General features: G+C 51.1%; 18 protein-coding genes. 7 read left to right on the plus strand and 11 right to left on the minus strand.

Annotated elements, in window-relative coordinates:
- Positions 1–44 precede the first annotated feature (44 nt).
- Together GCE9029_RS21755 and GCE9029_RS21760 are read left to right on the plus strand one after the other, a co-directional pair.
- Positions 45–377, plus strand: coding sequence for a hypothetical protein (locus GCE9029_RS21755; protein ID WP_002535374.1), 333 nt, complete (start codon positions 45–47; stop codon positions 375–377).
- Positions 378–474: 97 nt separating this feature from the next.
- Positions 475–948, plus strand: a complete 474-nt coding sequence (locus GCE9029_RS21760) for a hypothetical protein (RefSeq protein WP_063856923.1) — start codon at positions 475–477, stop codon at positions 946–948.
- Between the two features lie 64 nt (positions 949–1,012).
- On the opposite strand, the gene GCE9029_RS21765 is transcribed toward GCE9029_RS21760, so the two are convergent.
- Together GCE9029_RS21765 and greB are read right to left on the minus strand one after the other, a co-directional pair.
- The gene (locus tag GCE9029_RS21765) at positions 1,013–3,352 is read right to left on the minus strand and encodes a Tex family protein (protein WP_062666893.1); all 2,340 of its coding nucleotides are present in this window, start codon (positions 3,350–3,352) and stop codon (positions 1,013–1,015) included.
- 38 nt (positions 3,353–3,390) lie between these two features.
- Entirely contained in the window at positions 3,391–3,876 is a 486-nt protein-coding gene (greB, locus tag GCE9029_RS21770; RefSeq protein WP_062667113.1) for a transcription elongation factor GreB, read from the minus strand.
- A gap of 239 nt (positions 3,877–4,115) precedes the next feature.
- On the opposite strand from greB, the gene ompR reads away from it, so the two are divergent.
- The 3 genes from ompR to GCE9029_RS21785 all read left to right on the plus strand — a co-directional run bounded on the left by ompR (position 4,116) and on the right by GCE9029_RS21785 (position 6,695).
- On the plus strand, positions 4,116–4,832 hold the full coding sequence (ompR, locus tag GCE9029_RS21775; protein WP_062666895.1) for an osmolarity response regulator transcription factor OmpR: 717 nt from the start codon (positions 4,116–4,118) through the stop codon (positions 4,830–4,832).
- 3 nt (positions 4,833–4,835) lie between these two features.
- A complete protein-coding gene (gene envZ, locus GCE9029_RS21780) occupies positions 4,836–6,179 on the plus strand; it encodes a two-component system sensor histidine kinase EnvZ (protein ID WP_062666897.1) in 1,344 nt (447 codons plus the stop codon).
- Positions 6,180–6,323: 144 nt separating this feature from the next.
- Positions 6,324–6,695 (plus strand): GntR family transcriptional regulator, encoded by a 372-nt coding sequence (locus GCE9029_RS21785; protein ID WP_002535365.1) that lies wholly within the window; start codon positions 6,324–6,326, stop codon positions 6,693–6,695.
- Between the two features lie 46 nt (positions 6,696–6,741).
- Here GCE9029_RS21785 and recG read toward each other — a convergent pair whose 3' ends face one another.
- From recG to GCE9029_RS21820, 7 genes are all read right to left on the minus strand, one after another.
- The gene (recG, locus tag GCE9029_RS21790) at positions 6,742–8,823 is read right to left on the minus strand and encodes an ATP-dependent DNA helicase RecG (RefSeq protein ID WP_062666899.1); all 2,082 of its coding nucleotides are present in this window, start codon (positions 8,821–8,823) and stop codon (positions 6,742–6,744) included.
- Between the two features lie 38 nt (positions 8,824–8,861).
- A complete protein-coding gene (gene trmH / locus GCE9029_RS21795; protein WP_046307927.1) occupies positions 8,862–9,554 on the minus strand; it encodes a tRNA (guanosine(18)-2'-O)-methyltransferase TrmH in 693 nt (230 codons plus the stop codon).
- 67 nt (positions 9,555–9,621) lie between these two features.
- Complete coding sequence (gene spoT, locus GCE9029_RS21800) at positions 9,622–11,730, minus strand: bifunctional GTP diphosphokinase/guanosine-3',5'-bis pyrophosphate 3'-pyrophosphohydrolase (RefSeq protein ID WP_062666901.1); 2,109 nt, start codon at positions 11,728–11,730, stop codon at positions 9,622–9,624.
- A 24-nt stretch (positions 11,731–11,754) separates the two neighbouring features.
- On the minus strand, positions 11,755–12,030 hold the full coding sequence (gene rpoZ / locus GCE9029_RS21805; RefSeq protein WP_002535357.1) for a DNA-directed RNA polymerase subunit omega: 276 nt from the start codon (positions 12,028–12,030) through the stop codon (positions 11,755–11,757).
- Positions 12,031–12,126: 96 nt separating this feature from the next.
- Positions 12,127–12,747, minus strand: a complete 621-nt coding sequence (gene gmk, locus GCE9029_RS21810) for a guanylate kinase (RefSeq protein ID WP_062666903.1) — start codon at positions 12,745–12,747, stop codon at positions 12,127–12,129.
- 156 nt (positions 12,748–12,903) lie between these two features.
- Positions 12,904–14,106 carry a M24 family metallopeptidase gene (locus tag GCE9029_RS21815; RefSeq protein WP_062666905.1) on the minus strand — a complete coding sequence of 401 codons (1,203 nt, stop codon included), beginning with the start codon at positions 14,104–14,106 and terminating at the stop codon, positions 12,904–12,906.
- Positions 14,107–14,275: 169 nt separating this feature from the next.
- A complete protein-coding gene (locus tag GCE9029_RS21820; protein ID WP_062666907.1) occupies positions 14,276–15,139 on the minus strand; it encodes a YicC/YloC family endoribonuclease in 864 nt (287 codons plus the stop codon).
- Positions 15,140–15,319: 180 nt separating this feature from the next.
- On the opposite strand from GCE9029_RS21820, the gene rph reads away from it, so the two are divergent.
- Both rph and pyrE read left to right on the plus strand, forming a co-directional pair.
- Entirely contained in the window at positions 15,320–16,036 is a 717-nt protein-coding gene (gene rph, locus GCE9029_RS21825; protein ID WP_002535353.1) for a ribonuclease PH, read from the plus strand.
- A gap of 113 nt (positions 16,037–16,149) precedes the next feature.
- Positions 16,150–16,791 (plus strand): orotate phosphoribosyltransferase, encoded by a 642-nt coding sequence (pyrE, locus tag GCE9029_RS21830; protein ID WP_002535351.1) that lies wholly within the window; start codon positions 16,150–16,152, stop codon positions 16,789–16,791.
- Positions 16,792–17,018: 227 nt separating this feature from the next.
- Here the strand turns inward: pyrE and slmA are convergent, their stop codons facing one another.
- Together slmA and dut are read right to left on the minus strand one after the other, a co-directional pair.
- The gene (gene slmA / locus GCE9029_RS21835; RefSeq protein WP_062666909.1) at positions 17,019–17,609 is read right to left on the minus strand and encodes a nucleoid occlusion factor SlmA; all 591 of its coding nucleotides are present in this window, start codon (positions 17,607–17,609) and stop codon (positions 17,019–17,021) included.
- 208 nt (positions 17,610–17,817) lie between these two features.
- On the minus strand, positions 17,818–18,273 hold the full coding sequence (gene dut / locus GCE9029_RS21840) for a dUTP diphosphatase (protein WP_062666911.1): 456 nt from the start codon (positions 18,271–18,273) through the stop codon (positions 17,818–17,820).
- Between the last annotated feature and the right edge of the window lie 3 nt (positions 18,274–18,276).

Below are 18,276 nucleotides of genomic sequence, written 5' to 3' on the forward strand. Positions count from 1 at the left end.
ATACTTTAATCAAGTTACTTGCTATGGCATCAGGAGAGACCATAATGAATATAGGTAACGTTGGGTATTCTCAGCACGCTTACGCTAAGCCAATGCAGCCAAATCAGGCGGCAAAGGGCAATGAAGCGCAGGCGGCAGAGGGTGCCAAGCAGTCTTACGAGCAGGTCGCGAAGGAAGTGTCGGACGGTAAGACTGTTAACAAAGCAACGGAAGCCGAAGGCACGAACACTTCGTCTAAAGTTGAGTCTTTCACCTATGGGGCGCTTGGCATGGACCACCCTGAAGAAGTGAAAAGCAACGACGATGCTGCGTATTCCGCCGGTCAGGTGCTTTCCGCACTGGGTACCATTGGTGGATTGATCGCAATATTGGTCTAGTTTCGCTATAGAGATATAGCTCGCGCATTCGCGGGGATTACCCCGCCTATGCTCGCAGGCGACGCGCCTTCGGTCGGTGTTGGGAGACAACATTGGCATGAACATTTCGCCCGCTAACGTCAGCATCCCTGCTGTCGTACCGTCAGTAAACCCGCCAACGGAGCAAGTTGCGCGGGAAAATCGCGTGCGCGAAAAAATTGTCCCGCCCAGTCAGGCAAATGCCACTGCTGAAGAAAAACCCGTACTCTCTGAAGAGAAACAACTTAAGAACCCATCCTGGGATCCTTCTGAGCACCCCGATTACGCCGATCTGGAACAAAACCCAAGACAGTTCAATGGTGGTGGTTTTGCTGCACATGAAACGCTCAGCCAACTGACAAACATGCTTTCCAGTGGTTCGTATGTACCGCAGAACGAAAACGGCTATGCCATGCGCATTAAGCTGCCGAAAGAGATCCTGGATAAAATCGACGAGCTGAAAGCTTCTCAACGCACAGGGGCGGTCGTTGCCATGCGTTATCAGCAATCGTCAGCCGCGAATATTCCATCAGAAGTGCTGATCGTGATTTGACGGTAAGTGATGCAAGCAGATAAAAAAACAGCGCCTTTGGCGCTGTTTTTTTGTTTCTCAGCTATCAGTTACGCTTCGCTTTGGCAAAGGCATCTGCAAATGCACCACCGAAACCGGTCTGCTGACCGCCACGGTTATCACGGCGGCTGTTATCATTGCGGTTATTGCCGCTAAAGCTGCGTTCCTGTTGGCGAGGACGTGATTCGCGGGTAGGTTTGTTATCCGAACCTGGCTCATCGCTGAGGCGCATCGATAGACCAATACGCTTACGCTGCAGATCCACTTCCATCACCTTAACTTTCACCACATCGCCGGCTTTGACGACTTCACGTGGGTCAGAAATAAATTTGTCTGACAGCGCAGAGATATGCACCAAACCGTCCTGATGTACGCCGACATCAACAAAAGCGCCGAAGTTAGTGACATTGGTGATGACGCCTTCCAACACCATACCCGGGATCAGATCTTTCACTTCATTGACGCCATCGGCAAAGGTGGCGGTCTTAAACTCTGGACGTGGGTCGCGGCCAGGTTTTGCCAGTTCTGCTAGGATGTCGGTCACGGTCGGGATACCAAAGGTATCGTCAGCGTAGTCTGCTGCTTTCTGTGCACGCAGGAAGTCGTGGTTGCCAATCATGGCATCAACGCCTTTACCGGATTTCTCGGCGATACGTTTCACGACAGGATAGGCCTCTGGGTGAACGGAAGAGCCATCCAGTGGGTTTTTACCCTTCATGACACGAAGGAAGCCCGCACACTGTTCAAAGGCTTTCGGGCCAAGACGCGGCACTTTCAGCAGGGTTTTGCGATCTTCAAAGCGGCCATTTTCGTCGCGGAAGGCCACAATGTTGGCTGCCATGGTGGTAGAAAGGCCAGCGACGCGGGTCAACAGCGCTGCAGAGGCACTGTTTACGTCGACACCGACGGCGTTTACACAGTCTTCCACGACGGCGTCCAGACGCTTGGCCAGTTGGCTTTGGCTAACATCATGCTGGTATTGGCCTACACCGATAGATTTCGGATCGATTTTCACCAGCTCAGCGAGTGGGTCTTGCAGACGACGGGCGATAGAAACGGCGCCACGAAGTGACACATCAAGGCCCGGGAACTCGGTCGCGGCAAGCTCAGATGCGGAGTAAACCGACGCACCTGCTTCACTGACCATCACGGTTTGGATTTTCTCACCCGCATCTTTCAGCATGCCAGCCACAAAGGCGTCGGTTTCACGGGAAGCTGTGCCGTTACCAATCGCAATCAAATCCACATTGTGCTTTTTCACCAGTGCCATCACCACGCGTGCAGATTCTGCAATTTTGTTTTGTGGCGGCGTTGGGTAGATGGTGGCGGTATCTAAAAGCTTACCGGTGTTGTCGATCACCGCGACTTTACAACCGGTGCGAAGGCCAGGGTCGATACCCAAGGTGCAACGAGGGCCCGCAGGTGCGGCCATCAGCAAGTCTTTCAGGTTATCGGCGAAGACCTTAATCGCATCAGTTTCTGCCATTTCGCGTAGGTTGCCCATCAGTTCGGTTTCCATGTGCATCAAAATCTTGATACGCCATGCAAAGCTCACAACCTGCTTACGCCAGCGGTCAGCGGCTGCTGCGCCAAGGGTCACGCCGTAGTGGTCACTGATGATGGTTTCACAATATGAGCCGGTAGATTTTTCATCCTGACCGGGATCGGCATTCAGTGACAGTTGCAAGATTCCCTCGTTGCGACCGCGAAACATGGCGAGTGCACGGTGCGAAGGCACCTTGCTGAGAAATTCATCATGGGCGAAATAGTCTTTAAACTTCGCACCTTCTTCCTCTTTACCTGCCACCAAACGGGCTTGAATTTCCGCGCTTTGGTTCAGGTGACGGCGGATTTTATCCAGCAGCGCGGCATCTTCGGCAAATTGCTCCATCAAAATCGCACGGGCACCGTCGAGTACGGCTTTGGTATCAGCAAAGCCTGCATCAGCGTTGAGGTATTTCGCTGCTTCGGTTTCTGGATCGTGGTCTGGCTGTTCCCAAAGCAGAGTCGCCAGTGGTTCGATGCCGGCTTCAATCGCGATTTGACCTTTGGTGCGGCGTTTGGGTTTATAAGGTAGGTACAAGTCTTCAAGACGGTTTTTACTGTCTGCATCCAGAATGTCTTTTTTCAGTGCGTCGGACAGTTTGCCTTGCTCATCAATCGATTTCAGGATCACCTGGCGGCGCTCTTCCAACTCACGTAGGTAGCCCAAGCGGGATTCAAGGTTACGCAACTGGGTGTCGTCGAGGCCGTTGGTCACTTCCTTACGGTAACGGGCAATAAAGGGGACGGTATTGCCATCATCCAGCAGGGTTACTGCCGCAATAACCTGTGCATCGCGTACATTCAGTTCTGTCGCGATCTGTTGGTAGATTGAAGTTGTCATGGTGTTCCTTAGATTCATTGTCACGCCGGAGCGTAACCTTAGTGTTCGTCTTGCTGGTAGCGGATACTGTTGATGTACCAGACTTTCGGCCCTTCCGGTGTGGTCACCACCGCTTCGTCATCCACTTCTTTTTTAATCAAAGCGCGCGCCATAGGGCTATCGATAGAAATGTAGTCTTTCCGGCCATAAATTTCGTCGGGACCGACAATGCGGAAGGAGAGCGTGTCGCCATCTTCGTTTTCGATATCGACCCAGGCACCGAAAAACACCTTACCGTCCTGTTGAGGGCTATAATCGACCACACGCAGGATTTCGAGACGTTTACGGAGGTAGCGGACGCGGCGGTCTATCTCGCGCAGCAAGCGCTTGTTGTAGGTGTAATCTGCGTTCTCTGAACGGTCGCCAAGACTGGCGGCCCAAGAGACAATCTTGGTGATTTCCGGGCGGCGCTCTTTCCAGAGGTAATCGAGCTCTTGTTTGAGTTTGTTGTAGCCTTCCCGGGTGACCAAATCGGTTTTTTTCATTCTGCTTTCCGAGCGATTGTTTCGTTTTCCGGCAAGAGTTATAACCGCTTTGCTGCCATGATTAAAGCGAAGCAGCCCGGCAACGTTAAGCTGAGGCATGAATTTCGCATTCAATTTTCTGGGGCAGGGTTACAACTGGTAACAGTTTTTCTTCCCACAGGACGTTACTCTGATGTTTTATATCAGAGTCCGAATTTATTATTGGTGGCATTTCCACCACACGGAGAGAAAGGTAAGTCATGCAAGATAATCATAAGATCCTGGTTGTTGACGATGATATGCGTCTTCGCTCGCTGCTCGAGCGTTACTTGTCTGAGCAAGGTTTTCAGGTGCGCAGTGTGGCGAACGCCGAGCAAATGGACCGTTTGCTCTCTCGTGAGAATTTTCACCTGATGGTGTTGGATCTGATGTTGCCGGGTGAAGATGGGCTCTCCATCTGCCGCCGACTGCGTCAGGCGAACAATCAATTGCCGATCCTGATGCTGACGGCGAAAGGCGACGAAATTGACCGCATCGTGGGTCTAGAAGTGGGGGCAGATGATTACCTGCCGAAGCCATTTAACCCACGCGAACTGCTGGCACGTATTCGTGCGGTATTGCGCCGTCAGACGGTGGAAGCACCGGGTGCGCCTTCCAGTGAAGAAAAAATTGTTGAGTTTGGCCAGTTCCGTTTGAACCTGGGCACCCGCGAAATGTTCCGCAACGATCAGCCGCTCACGCTGACATCAGGAGAGTTTGCGGTATTGAAGGCGCTGGTGACCAATGCCCGTGAACCTATGTCGCGCGACAAACTGATGAACATGGCACGTGGTCGTGAGTACTCTGCGATGGAGCGTTCGATTGACGTTCAAATCTCGCGTCTTCGCCGCATGATTGAAGAAGATCCAAGCAAACCTCGTTATATTCAGACCGTTTGGGGTCTGGGCTATGTGTTCGTACCGGACGGAGAAGCCTAATTAATGCGCTTCTCTCCACGCAGTAACTTTGCCCGTACGCTCGTGGTACTGGCTGGCCTTCTGATTGCCAGCCAGATCTTCTCCTACCTCACCATCCTCAATTACGCTCTGCTGCCAAGCATCAAGCAGTTCAACAAAATCCTCGCCCATGAGATCCAGGTGATGCTGGACGACAACCTGTTGCTATCGAATGGCAAGGTTTATCACATGGATGAATTGCTGCGCCGCCAGTTACTCGAGAAGCTCGGTGTGACCATGCACGATGACAATGAGCCAGCGATGATGGAGGAGTTTGATAACGCCGCGTCGGTGGATTACCTCAGTGCGGACATGTCTGAGAAGCTCGGTGCCCCGACAGAAGCGCGTATCAGTCTGGAGTCCAAAAATTATGTACTCTGGCTGGAAAGCGAGGCTTTTCCCGGTTACGTGATGCGAATACCGCTCTCGGAGTTGCATCAGGACGACTTCCAACCCCTGTTCTTCTATTCCATGTTTATTGCCTTGCTGGTGATCGGTGGCGGCTGGATGTTTATTAAGGTGCAGAACCGTCCGTTAGCGGCACTGGAACGTGCAGCGCAGGATGTGGGACACGGAAAATTCCCTGAACCTTTACCGGAACGCGGTGCGTCAGATATTCGTGCGGTGACGAAAGCGTTTAACCAAATGAGCGAGGGCATTCGCAAACTGGAGGAAGACAGAGCACTGCTGATGGCGGGTGTCAGCCACGATCTTCGTACGCCGTTGACCCGTATCCGTCTTGCTACTGAAATGATGTCACCGGAAGACAGTTATCTGGCTGAGAGCATGATTAAAGACACTGAAGAGTGCAATGAAATCATCAACCAGTTCATGGATTATCTGCGTTCAGTGCAATTGCAGGACATGACAGAGATTGACCTGAATGTGGTGGCAGAAGATGTATCGGTGGCTGATGGTGCGACAGGCCATGACCTTGAAGTATTAAAAGGTGAGTTGGTTGGTCAGCTTGACGCCAACGAAGTGGCCATCCGCCGCGCGGTGACGAACTTAGTGGTTAACGCGGTGCGCTATGGTGGTGGCTGGGTCAAAATCAGTACCGGTACCTCGGCTGACCGTCGTCATCAGTGGATTGCGGTAGAAGATAATGGGCCAGGTATTGCCGCTGACCAGATTGAAACTGTACTCCAGCCTTTTACCCGTGGTGATACGGCACGCGGAAGCGAAGGTACCGGGCTTGGCCTTGCCATCGTCAAACGTATCGTCGAGCAACACAACGGCGTTCTTAAGCTTAGTCAGCGCTCTCAAGGTGGGCTTCAGGCACAGATAGTCTTGCCATTGACCAAGCGCCAACCTAGAAAGCGTCGATAGACCCAAAGCCTAATATGATAAAAAACGCGGATGTTTCATCCGCGTTTTTTCATTGCTACATATGAAATTTAACCCATAAACTTGTCTCACATTTGAATCATCTGCTAATACTGTAATAAAGCGCCGATACAGCAGAGATGAAACATGAAGATAGTCATCGACCCGCAGGATCCGTCACCGAAGTTCAAACAATTGATGACGCAGATCCAGCGTCAGATTGTTGCCGGGACGCTCATTCCTGGGGAGAAGCTGACTTCTGTCAGAAAGTTAGCGGCAGAGTTGAATATCAATCCGATGACGATTTCACGTTGCTACCAAAACATGGAAGAAGAAGGCTGGTTAGAACGTAAACGCGGTGTGGGCATGATTGTCGCGCGGCAAGGACTGCAGGGCCGGATGGAAGACCGCTTTGGATTTATAGAGCCGACGCTGAAAGCGCTGATTGATGATGCCCGGGAAGTCGGTTACAGCAAATCAGAAGTGATGGCGTTGGTGATGCAGTATTGGGAAGACTGATTAGCAACATTGGCTGAATGAAGAAAGGGCGGATATCCGCCCTTTTTTATGCGTTGCTGTACTTGTCGTTGTTACCAAGCCAGCGGGTAATAATGGCTTTGGCGTTGTCCGGATAGTTTTGGTGCAGATACAACGCGAGCTTCTGCACTTCCGGGATGAGTTTCTGATCGCGGACCAGATCGGCAATCTTAAATTCTGCCATCCCTGTTTGTTTGGTGCCCAAGAGCTCACCTGGACCACGAATTTCCAAGTCGCGCTGGGCAATCACAAAACCATCGCTACTTTCACGCAATACACCTAAACGCTGGGTAGCGGTTTTTGACAGCGGTGCGTGATACAAGAGTACACAGTGGCTGGCGACGGAACCACGTCCGACACGGCCACGAAGCTGGTGAAGCTGCGCCAGACCGAGACGCTCTGGGTTTTCGATGATCATCAGACTGGCGTTTGGTACATCCACGCCAACTTCAATCACGGTAGTGGCGACCAAAAGATGAAGCTCACCGGATTTAAACGCCTGCATCACCTCCTGCTTTTCTGCCGCTTTCATCCTGCCATGTACCAGACCGATTTTTAGATCGGGCAGGGCGCGCGCCAAATCATCTGCAGTTTCTGCTGCAGCTTGCGCTTCCAACACCTCGGACTCATCAATCAGGGTGCAAACCCAATACGCCTGACGTCCTTCTTCCAAACAGGAAGCGTGGACACGATTAATGATGTCGATACGTCGGGTATCCGGCACGGCAACGGTTTGAATCGGCGTTCTTCCCGGTGGCAGTTCGTCGATGATGGAGGTATCTAGATCAGCATAGGCGGTCATCGCCAGCGTACGTGGAATAGGTGTAGCCGTCATGATGAGCTGGTGAGGATGAATGCCTTGCTTCATCCCTTTCTCGCGAAGCTCAAGGCGCTGGTGGACGCCAAAGCGATGCTGCTCATCGATGATGACGAGCGCAAGTTTGTCGAACTCGACATGCTTTTGGAAAAGGGCGTGGGTGCCCACTACCATTTTGGCTTCGCCGCTGGCGATTTTGGCAAGTTCCGCTTCTTTGGCTTTGCCTGTCAGTTTGCCTGCGAGCCAACCAACGGAAATGCCCAGAGGCTCCAGCCAGTTGGCAAAGTTGATCGAATGCTGCTCAGCAAGGAGTTCCGTCGGTGCCATCAAAGCAACCTGATAGCCTTGCTCAATCACCTGCAAAGCGGCGAGAGCGGCCACTAAGGTTTTGCCTGAGCCCACATCACCCTGTACCAGTCGCATCATGGGCTTTTCCAGTCCCATATCGCGTTCAATATCTGCCACCACGCGTGACTGCGCGCCCGTTGGCGTAAATGGCAAAGATTCCAGGAGTTTTGGCTTTAACTTGGTGGAAGGCGGCAGTGAAAATGTCGGATCTTGTTGCAACTTGCTGCGAACTGCGAGCATCGATAGATTTTGCGCTAACAGTTCTTCTAGGATGAGGCGCTTCTGGGCAGGATGTTCACCTTTTTCCAACTGAGTCACTGAAATATCTGGCGTCGGGCGATGCAGGATTTTCAGTGCATCACGCAAGGTGATTTGCCTGTCGTATAAGCCTTCCGGTAAAAGCTCCTGTACGGCAGCACCATCAAGTAGCTCAAGCGCCTGATCGGTCAGGTTTCTTAGCGTCAACTGGCGAAGGCCTTCTGTAGTCGGGTAAACCGGCGTCAATGTTTCTTCCAGCGAGAGCTCAGTGGGTTCAGAGAAGACTTTATATTCAGGATGGATGATCTCAAGGCCACCCTGACCGCGTTTGATTTCGCCATAAGCTTTCACGCGTTTGCCTTGCTCTAGGCTGTTTTTCATTGCGGCATTAAAGTTGAAAAAACGTAGCGTGAGTGAGCCTTTACCGTCTGTGATTTTCACTGTCAGCATGCGGCGACGGCCAAAAACGGTGTTGTTGCTGATCACTTCACCTTCAACGGTGGCATGCTGGCCCGGCATCAGACTCATGATAGGCCAGATACGGGTGCGGTCTTCATAGCGGTAGGGGAGATGAAACAGCAGATCCTGCACCGTGAAAAGCCCCAGCTTTTCCAGCTTCTCTGCCATTTTGCCGCCGACTCCAGTCAGCGAGGTAACGGGAACGGCATCTAACATTGACGCGCGCATAGTGTGTTCATCTCTCCTAAATCATTACGAGCACAGACTTATTTTGCTGCCTGCATCTTAGCCCACCAGGCTTCATCGGCAACGATTTGGCCTTCTTCATCCAAATCTGGGTAAGGCAGACCTTTACGTTTTGCGACTTTTGCCAACACTGGATGACCACGCTCGAAGATGATGCGGTCAACTTCCGCTTGTGGGATCAAAGTGCGTGTACGTTGGTACATGCCTGCGTTTTGGCGTTGGCGCTGTGCTTCATACAAAATCAGCGCGCTGGCGACCGAGACATTCAACGACTGTACCATACCTATCATGGGAATGATGATGTCTTGATCTGCCAATTCAAGCGCTTGCTTGCTGATGCCGGTCTTTTCCTGACCCATTACGATGGCGGTCGGTTTGGTGTAATCAATCTCACGAAAATCAACGGCGGTATCAGACAGGTTGGTCACCAGTATCTGCATGCCCTTGGCTTTCAGAGTTTCAAATGCCTCTGGCGTGTTGTCATGGGTAACAACATCCACCCAGTTTCGTGCGCCCGCAGAAGTGCCGCCTAATGCGCGCATTTTACTGTCTTTCGGCCATACGGCATGAACCTGATGAACTCCAACAGCATCGGCAGTGCGGATAATGGCGGAGATGTTGTTGGGTTTATGGACTTCTTCCATGCACACAGTAAGGTCTGGTTGGCGGGTAGCCAATACTTCATGGATGCGTGCAAAACGTTCTGGTGTCATGGTTTTTTCTCGTTTATAAAAACGCCCGCAAAGGGCGGGCGTTTGTGTTTGGTGCCTGGGTATGAAATCAGTTTTTCTGGCGGCTGACTTTCACCACATTCGGCATGATACGGATGCGGCGCATGATATTGGCCAGATGCACACGGTTTTGCGTCGTGAGCTTCACGTAAATCGTGTACAAGCGCCCATCACGCTCTTCCGTGGTCAAACCCTGGATGTTAGAGCCCGTTGCGGCAATAGTGTTGGTCAAATCGGCCAGTGCGCCCTGATGGTTGAGCATGTCAACGCGCAGTGCAGTCGCAAAGTCCTGATCAATGTCATCTCCCCACTCGACAGACATGTATTTATCTGGCTCCTGGCTATAACCACGGATGTTGGCACATTCTTCGCGGTGGATGACCAGACCTTTACCTGGGCTGACGTGACCGACGATGTGATCGCCCGGAATAGGACGACAACAGTTTGCGTAAGTCAGCAAGATACCTTCAGCGCCACGGATTGGCAGGCATCCGCCTTGCTCTTCAAGACTGTCAGCATCACCAAGCAGACGCTTGGCAATCACCACGCTCATCAGCTCACCCGCACCGATATCTGCCAGCAGATCTTCCTGGCTTTCGAGCTTGAGATCATGCAACACCTTGTCGATGTTTTCCTGCTCAATATCCTGAACGTTCTTCTCGCCAAGGGCATGGTTCAGAAGGCGACGACCCAGAATCACAGACTCTTCACGGCGTTTGGTTTTCAGTACCTGACGAATCTTGGTACGTGCACGGGAAGTGACCACATAGTTGAGCCACGCCGCGTTTGGACGCGCCCCAGGGGCAGTGATGATCTCGATGGTCTGGCCGTTTTTCAACGGTTGGCTGAGCGGGTAAGACTGACGGTTCACCCTTGCGCCGACACAAGAGTTACCGACGTCCGTATGCACGGCATAAGCAAAGTCCACAGCGGTTGCGCCAACAGGCATTTCAACAATGCGTCCTTTCGGTGTAAACACGAACAGCTCGTCCGGGAACAAATCTGATTTCACGCTCTCGATAAACTCAAACGAGCTACCTGCACTTTGCTGAAGTTCCAGTAGGCTTTGCATCCAACGTTGCGCGCGTACCTGCGCGGTAGTACCACCGCCGCCAGCACGATCTGCACCGTCTTTGTATGCCCAGTGAGCCGCAACACCTTTGTCCGCCATCTGATCCATGTCTTCGGTACGGATTTGTACTTCAACAGGGACACCGTGAGGGCCGATCATGGAGGTATGTAGCGACTGGTAGCCGTTGGCTTTTGGTACCGCGATGTAGTCTTTCATGCGGCCCGGGCGTGGCTTATACAGATTGTGCATTTGTCCCAGCACGCGATAACAGGTATCAACCGAATCGACAATCACACGAAAAGCGTAGAGATCCATGATGGTGTGGAAACGCTGTTCCTTGTTCTTCATCTTGTTGTAGATGGAGTAGAGGTTCTTCTCACGACCCAACACCTTGGCATTGATACCTGCATCCTGGAGGCGGCCTTCAATTTCGGCGTGGATTTTCTGGATCATCTCTTTGCGGTTGCCGCGCGCATGAATCACTACCTCACGCAATACCCGGTATCGGGTCGGATAGAGGGCTTCAAAGCCAAGCTCTTCCAGTTCCACTTTGATATTGTGGATACCCAGTCGGTGCGCCAGTGGTGAGAAAATCTCGAGGGTTTCGCGGGCAATGCGGCGACGTTTGTCAGGACGCAATGCGCCTAGCGTACGCATATTATGCGTACGGTCAGCGAGTTTGATGAGGATAACGCGGATGTCATGGGCCATGGCCATGATCATTTTGCGGAAGTTTTCCGCCTGCGCTTCCTGACGGTCGCGGAATTTGAGCTTATCGAGCTTGGAGACGCCATCTACCAGATCGGCGACGGTATCGCCAAAACGTTGTTGCAGGTCTTCTTTGGTAACGTCGGTGTCTTCAATCACGTCATGCAGCAGCGCTGCCATCAAGGTTTCGTGATCGAGGCGCATCTCCGCAAGAATACGGGCAACGGCGATAGGGTGGATGATGTATGGTTCCCCGCTTGAGCGGGTTTGCCCTTCGTGGGCATCTCGCGCGACCAAATACGCTTGCCGGAGTGCCTCTAAGTGCGACTCCGGCAAGTATTGTGCTGCGACTTCTTTCAGGCTATCGAAGAGATACAATCTGCCTGTTTCCCTGAAGTTAGATTAGCGAAGAGTACCTGTGATGGTGCTTACAGCAGCCATCTCTGCAGCTTCTTGTTCTTGCTGCTCTTGGCGCTCACGTGCATCCAGGATCTCTTTAGTGATCAGGCCTTCCTCAATTTCACGCAGAGCGATAACAGTTTGCTTATCGTTCTCTTCCTGAACCAGTGAGTCTTTACCACCAGTTTGCATTTGGCGTGCGCGACGAGCTGCTACCAATACTAGATCGAAGCGGTTGCCAATTTTTTCAACAGCGTCTTGAACGGTTACGCGTGCCATGAAGAACTCCAGTAAGTAATAAAATCAAAATGACCGAAAATTATACAAAAGCGAACTCGCCTAAACAACAAACATCTTTCGTTGTCAGAGTGCTTATTAGTCCAACAGCCTGTCAATCATGTCGTGGTGACGGCTGTATTGCTTGTCTTGCTTCATTCGCTCGGCGCGAAGGATGGCTTTGATGTCCATCAGCGCCACATCGAAATCATCGTTCACAATAACGTAATCATACTCGTTATAGTGGGAGATCTCAGAACGGGCTTCTTCCATGCGTTTTGCGATGACCTCATCAGAGTCCTGACCACGTGCATTCAGGCGGCGCTCAAGCTCCTCACGGCTTGGCGGCAGAATGAAGATGCTTTTTGCGTTCGGCATTTTCTCGCGAATTTGCTGAGCGCCTTGCCAGTCGATGTCGAGAAAAATATCGACGCCTTTTGACAGCATTTCTTCAATCCACAGGCGTGACGTGCCATAGAAATTACCGAACACTTCGGCGTATTCAAGGAAAGCTTCTTGTTCGATCAGCGCTTTAAAGTCGTCAACTGACACGAAGTGGTAGTGAACTCCGTTCTCTTCACCCGGGCGGGTTGCGCGCGTGGTGTGAGAAACAGACACTTTCATGTCGTAACGAGGGTTGTCTTTCAGCAACGCCGAAATCAGGCTTGATTTACCGGCACCGCTTGGCGCTGAAACGATGTAAAGCGTACCTTGGCTCATGGTCATGATCACTGTGAGGTTAAAGGGCGCGCAGGGTACCATGACCCGCGCAAAATTTGAATTCCACTTTTAGGATAACTCAATAATGGCAGCAACCTAAAGCGGGAGTATAAGTAGAAGCCAAAAGCCTGAAGAAAAGGGCTTGTATAGGGGAAATTAAATCAGTAACTCTTTTTCGAAGGGGTAAGTCGACAGACGTTCGAACCCTGTAGCGGTTATCAATACCATTTCTTCCAATTTAACGCCGTCGGGTTCCCCTTCTGCGCCAGAGTAACTTTCCACCGAGAGAACCATGTTTTCCTGCAATTCACCGGGGCAATTGTTGTGTCGAGCATCTTCGGGGTAATAAATTTTGGGGTACTCATCGCACAAACCAACGCCATGAAATGCACATACATAACGTCTGTCTCTGTACTTTTCGGCTCTCTTAAAGGCGCGCTCGGTCAGCTCAGCAAAACCAACGCCCGGCTTTAATAAGGACATATTGTGGTGAATCTCATCGTATGAATGTCGATATGCTTCTCGCTGCGATCGGCTGCCAGTTCCTCCGCCGCAAATCCAGGTTCTTGAAATGTCAGCGAGATAACCATTTGGGCCGACCATATCTGAATCGAATGCAACAGTATCTCCCAGCTCTATTTTGCGGTGCGTTGCCTCTTGAAGCCATGGATTGGTTCTGGGGCCTGATGCGAGCATGCGGCCATCTATCCAGTCGCCGCCATGCGCGATATTGACCTGATGCAATATCGACCATACCTGTAGTTCAGTCAGGCCAGGGCGAAGGTATTCCCGCATTTTATCCATTCCGTATTGTGCAACATTGACGGTATGGCGAAGGCACTGGATCTCAGTCGGGCTCTTTATCATGCGTGCAGACTCAACCAAGGCTTCGCCATCTATTAGCGAGTAACCCTTTTCCAGTAGTAAGCGGCTAAGTATTGGTGATGTTCGCTCTAGTGCAATATGGAAGCCTGCACCTGAAAGGTTGTTCTGTCTGAGCGTTTGTTCAATGTCTTCAACTATTGTCTGGCAGCTTCCGGTAAAGTCGAGGCCACCATCAAAAGGTGTCGCCATTCGTGAGGGCTGATAGATGTCGATATTTGGGTGATGTCGCTGGCTTGCGCCGAAAACCGTAACAGGCCCTTCTATTGGCACGATCATCATGGTTGTGGGGATGTGCGATTGGAATAGCTGGTATTCATCGAAATTCGCTGCATAGCGCATGCTGACTGGGCTGAATAATACTGCGACTGAGGCTTTTTGCTCGGCCATGGCTGCTCTGATCCGACCCAGACGGTAGGTATACATCTGGTGCAGCGCGGCTTCGCTGATATCAGGTAAAGGGATCAGATCTGTCACTCAAGCCTCCTTACTTTTCCCGAAGTGTCGGCTTTGTGCGCATTGATCGTCAACGCAATTTCTTGGAGTCAGATATCAAGTTTTTCGATATATCAGGGGATATGAGACGGGAATGTAAGAGAAAACTGCCCAGTACAGACCCTAGGATCTGCATGGGCAGTAGTAAACATCACTCGATGTTCTGAATTTGCTCGCGCATTTGTTCAATCAACACTTTCAGTTCAACGCCAGAAGCGGTGATGTCCGTGCTGATGGATTTTGATGCCAGGGTGTTCGACTCGCGGTTGAATTCTTGCATCATGAAGTCCAGACGACGACCACAAGCGCCACCTTTTTTCAGGATCTTCTTGGTTTCTGATACGTGAGAGTCAAGGCGGTCCAGTTCTTCCGCGACATCAGATTTCTGAGCCAGCAAAATGATTTCCTGCTCCACGCGGTTGGCGTCCAGTTCGATTTTCGCTTCTTCCAGCTTGGTCAGCAGTCGCTCACGTTGCCATTGCAGGATTTCCGGCATTTTCGCACGTACTTTCACTACTTCAGCGGCAATGCCTTCCAAACGCTGTTCAATCAGCGCTTTCATGTTGTCGCCTTCGCTGGCACGTGCAGCGATAAAGTCATCAACGGTTTTGTCGAAACCTTCCAACAGGGCTTTGTTGATCACATCCATGTCCTGCTCTGGAGTTTCCATCACGCCAGGCCACTGAAGTACCTGGAAAGGTCCAATATTGCCTTCACCAGACATTTCTTTGATCCACTTCGCCGCGTGAATCACTTGTTTTGCCAGTTCTTCATTGATTTTGAGCTCAGTATTAGCCGATTGGTTGGCTTCAAAGCGCAAGTTGCATTCCACCTTGCCGCGGGCAAGACGGGAGCGGAATCGCTCACGAATGATAGGTTCAAGGCCACGGAACTGCTCTGGCATGCGGATATAGGTTTCGAGGTAACGTTGGTTAACCGAGCGGATTTCCCAAACGGCTGTGCCCCATGTGCCCTTGATTTCCCGACGGGCGTAGGCAGTCATACTGTGGATCATTGAAGTTCACTCATTGATGAAAGTTGTGATGATTATACGCAGTCGCTGCCTTTTATGTCAGCAGCATGACGGGAAAGAGAAGAAAAAAGCAGACATGACTGCTTAGTATTAGCGTGTAAAAGGTGAAGCCGTTATAATCGCCGGTTAACGAAATTCAGCATTTATAAACAGGTGAACCCTATGCGTCCTAGCGGCAGAGAAGTTGGTCAAATTCGTCCAGTCACAATTACCCGTCATTTTACCGCCCATGCGGAAGGTTCTGTGCTGGTGGCATTTGGTGACACCAAAGTTATCTGTACCGCAAGCGTTGAAGAAGGCGTACCACGTTTTCTGAAAGGGAAAGGCCAAGGTTGGGTCACCGCTGAGTACGGTATGTTGCCGCGCGCAACCCATACCCGTAACCGCCGTGAAGCGGCAAACGGCAAGCAGGGCGGCCGCACCATGGAAATCCAGCGCCTGATCGCCCGCAGCCTGCGTGCTGCAGTAAACCTTGAAAAGCTGGGTGATTTCACTATCACCGTTGACTGTGATGTGATTCAGGCTGACGGTGGTACCCGCACTGCATCGATTACTGGTGCAAGTGTGGCGATGGCCGATGCGTTGAACAAGCTGGTGAGCGAAGGCAAACTGGCAGAGAACCCAATGAAGGGTCATGTTGCCGCAGTCTCTGTGGGGATCTTTGAAGGCACGCCAATCTGCGATTTGGAATACGTGGAAGACTCAGCAGCAGACACGGATATGAACGTAGTGATGCTGGAAGATGGCCGAATGATTGAAGTGCAGGGTACTGCAGAAGCGGAACCGTTCACTGCCGATGAGCTTAATGCCATGTTGTCCCTGGCAACCAAAGGTATTCAGGACATTGTAGCGATTCAGAAAGCATCGTTAATTGATTGATGAGAAAGCGGCTTCTATTAGAGCCGCTTTTTTTTAACCTAATTTTAAGGCGAGGCGGATGTGCCTCAGGTAAAACCGGCAAGCTAGCCGACTTTTGTTCGACAGGAGAGAAAATGAAAGCCTATCAGCGTCAGTTCATCGAATTTGCATTGGAAAAAGAAGTATTGAAGTTCGGTGAATTCACTTTGAAGTCGGGTCGTAAGAGCCCTTACTTCTTTAATGCCGGTCTGTTCAACACAGGCAGGGATTTGGCGCGTCTGGGCCGTTTCTATGCTGAAGCGTTGGTTGATGCGGGCATCGAATACGATCTGCTGTTTGGACCTGCGTACAAAGGCATCCCAATTGCAACCACCACAGCGGTTGCGCTGGCAGAGCACCACGATGTGGATACGCCTTACTGCTTTAACCGTAAAGAAGCCAAAGATCACGGTGAAGGTGGCAATCTGGTGGGTAGCGCACTGGAAGGTCGTGTGATGCTGGTGGACGATGTAATCACCGCAGGCACAGCGATTCGCGAGTCGATGGAAATCATTCAGGCGAACGGTGCTGATCTGGCCGGTGTATTGGTGGCAATTGACCGTCAAGAACGCGGTAAAGGCGAGCTTTCTGCCATTCAGGAAGTCGAGCGTGACTTCGGCTGTCAGGTGGTTTCTATTATCAGCCTTGGCGATCTGGTGACGTATCTGGAAGAGCAGGGCGGTAACCCAGAACAATTGGATGCAGTAAAAGCATATCGCGCCGAATACGGTATCTAATACCAATCGTAGTAAATATCTGCTCATCCTAGCTTGTTAAAATGCTCGATAACTGCGTTGAAAAATTTGATTGTAGAATAACTACTTATCGAAATTTTCCGCCTTGTTCTCGAGCATTTTTTCTGCGCTATTTCTGATCAGCTACCTACTGTGATTGGTATAATCAACCTTGAAGAAAACAAAAAGGCTGCATTATGCAGCCTTTTTTTATGCTTTTCGCAGCACAATCAATTCAGTTGAGCGCTCAGAAGCTGCCAGTACTGGTCAAACTCTGCAGTCGGTGCGTATTTGAAGTTTGAACGCACAAAGCGGTTCAGGCTGCCTTCGACTTGTCCAAGGAGCTGAGCAGCCAACACTGTCTCATCAACGGGGAAACCTTTGCCTTCACGAAGGCGGCGCTCACGCAACACTTGACGCAGTTGGCTTTCGATTTTTTCGAACAACTGGTTGATACGTCCCTGCAGTCTGTCCTGCTCAAACATCAAGGCATGTCCGGTCATGATGCGTGTCAGTCCAGGATTGCGCTCACCGAAAACTAACAGTAATTGAAGAATCAAGCGTAAACGGGTCATCGTATCTTTTTCATCACTTTGGATACGGTTGATGCGGGTGATCAGTGACTCTTCGATAAACTCAATCAAACCTTCAAACATGCGCGCTTTGCTTGGGAAATGGCGGTATAGCGCGGCTTCAGAAACGCCTACCTGCGCAGCAAGTTTAGCGGTGGTAATGCGTTGACTGCCCTGATTGGACTCCAGCATTTGCGCCAGGGCCTGGAGGATTTCCTCTCTGCGATTCTGCTTTTTTTGGCCAGCCATGAATAGATGGTTCCTTTATTGTTCTTGGGGTCACTGACCCGAAATCTAGGCTGAAGAGCCGCTATATTAACGACGGCCTCTCTGTATTAAAAGAATAATGCACCTTGATTGCAGGTGAAGCCTACAGTAATTCCCGAAACCGTGAATACGGCATAAAAAACGCCACACTCATGTGGCATTTTTCTGACTTTTCACCGGGTTAACGCTGTTATTTTGTACCAGAGTGTCCAAATCCTCCGGCACCACGCTCGGTCGCGTCGAAGTCTTCAACAATATTGAATTCTGCTTGAACAACCGGCACAAAAACCAGTTGCGCAATACGTTCACCTGGTTCAATGGTAAAGGTTGTGTTGCCGCGGTTCCAGCATGAGACCATAAGCTGGCCTTGATAATCGGAGTCGATAAGGCCAACCAGATTACCCAACACAATGCCGTGTTTATGACCAAGACCTGAGCGTGGCAGGATGGTCGCAGCCAGTGAAGGGTCGGAAATGTGAATAGCAAGACCAGTAGGAAGTAGCTCTGTTTGACCTGGTTCGAGAGTCAGCGGCGCGTCCAGTACAGCGCGAAGGTCCAGACCCGCTGAGCCTTCAGTGGCATAAGCTGGTAGTGGGAATTCGTTACCGACGCGTGGGTCGAGGATTTTCAGATCGATTTTTTTCATAAC

Source organism: Grimontia celer, assembly GCF_900055185.1.
In the GTDB taxonomy this organism is placed as follows: domain Bacteria; phylum Pseudomonadota; class Gammaproteobacteria; order Enterobacterales; family Vibrionaceae; genus Enterovibrio; species Enterovibrio celer.

Bases quoted from the DNA above. Each gene is read 5' to 3' on its own strand.
- dut (WP_062666911.1), bottom strand. From the start codon at position 18,273: ATGAAAAAAATCGATCTGAAAATCCTCGACCCACGCGTCGGTAACGAA.
- GCE9029_RS21765 (WP_062666893.1), bottom strand. From the start codon at position 3,352: ATGACAACTTCAATCTACCAACAGATCGCGACAGAACTGAATGTACGC.
- rph (WP_002535353.1), top strand. From the start codon at position 15,320: ATGCGTCCTAGCGGCAGAGAAGTTGGTCAAATTCGTCCAGTCACAATT.
- pyrE (WP_002535351.1), top strand. From the start codon at position 16,150: ATGAAAGCCTATCAGCGTCAGTTCATCGAATTTGCATTGGAAAAAGAA.
- recG (WP_062666899.1), bottom strand. From the start codon at position 8,823: ATGCGCGCGTCAATGTTAGATGCCGTTCCCGTTACCTCGCTGACTGGA.
- envZ (WP_062666897.1), top strand. From the start codon at position 4,836: ATGCGCTTCTCTCCACGCAGTAACTTTGCCCGTACGCTCGTGGTACTG.
- GCE9029_RS21755 (WP_002535374.1), top strand. From the start codon at position 45: ATGAATATAGGTAACGTTGGGTATTCTCAGCACGCTTACGCTAAGCCA.
- greB (WP_062667113.1), bottom strand. From the start codon at position 3,876: ATGAAAAAAACCGATTTGGTCACCCGGGAAGGCTACAACAAACTCAAA.
- ompR (WP_062666895.1), top strand. From the start codon at position 4,116: ATGCAAGATAATCATAAGATCCTGGTTGTTGACGATGATATGCGTCTT.
- gmk (WP_062666903.1), bottom strand. From the start codon at position 12,747: ATGAGCCAAGGTACGCTTTACATCGTTTCAGCGCCAAGCGGTGCCGGT.
- slmA (WP_062666909.1), bottom strand. From the start codon at position 17,609: ATGGCTGGCCAAAAAAAGCAGAATCGCAGAGAGGAAATCCTCCAGGCC.
- trmH (WP_046307927.1), bottom strand. From the start codon at position 9,554: ATGACACCAGAACGTTTTGCACGCATCCATGAAGTATTGGCTACCCGC.
- GCE9029_RS21760 (WP_063856923.1), top strand. From the start codon at position 475: ATGAACATTTCGCCCGCTAACGTCAGCATCCCTGCTGTCGTACCGTCA.
- GCE9029_RS21820 (WP_062666907.1), bottom strand. From the start codon at position 15,139: ATGATCCACAGTATGACTGCCTACGCCCGTCGGGAAATCAAGGGCACA.
- rpoZ (WP_002535357.1), bottom strand. From the start codon at position 12,030: ATGGCACGCGTAACCGTTCAAGACGCTGTTGAAAAAATTGGCAACCGC.
- GCE9029_RS21785 (WP_002535365.1), top strand. From the start codon at position 6,324: ATGAAGATAGTCATCGACCCGCAGGATCCGTCACCGAAGTTCAAACAA.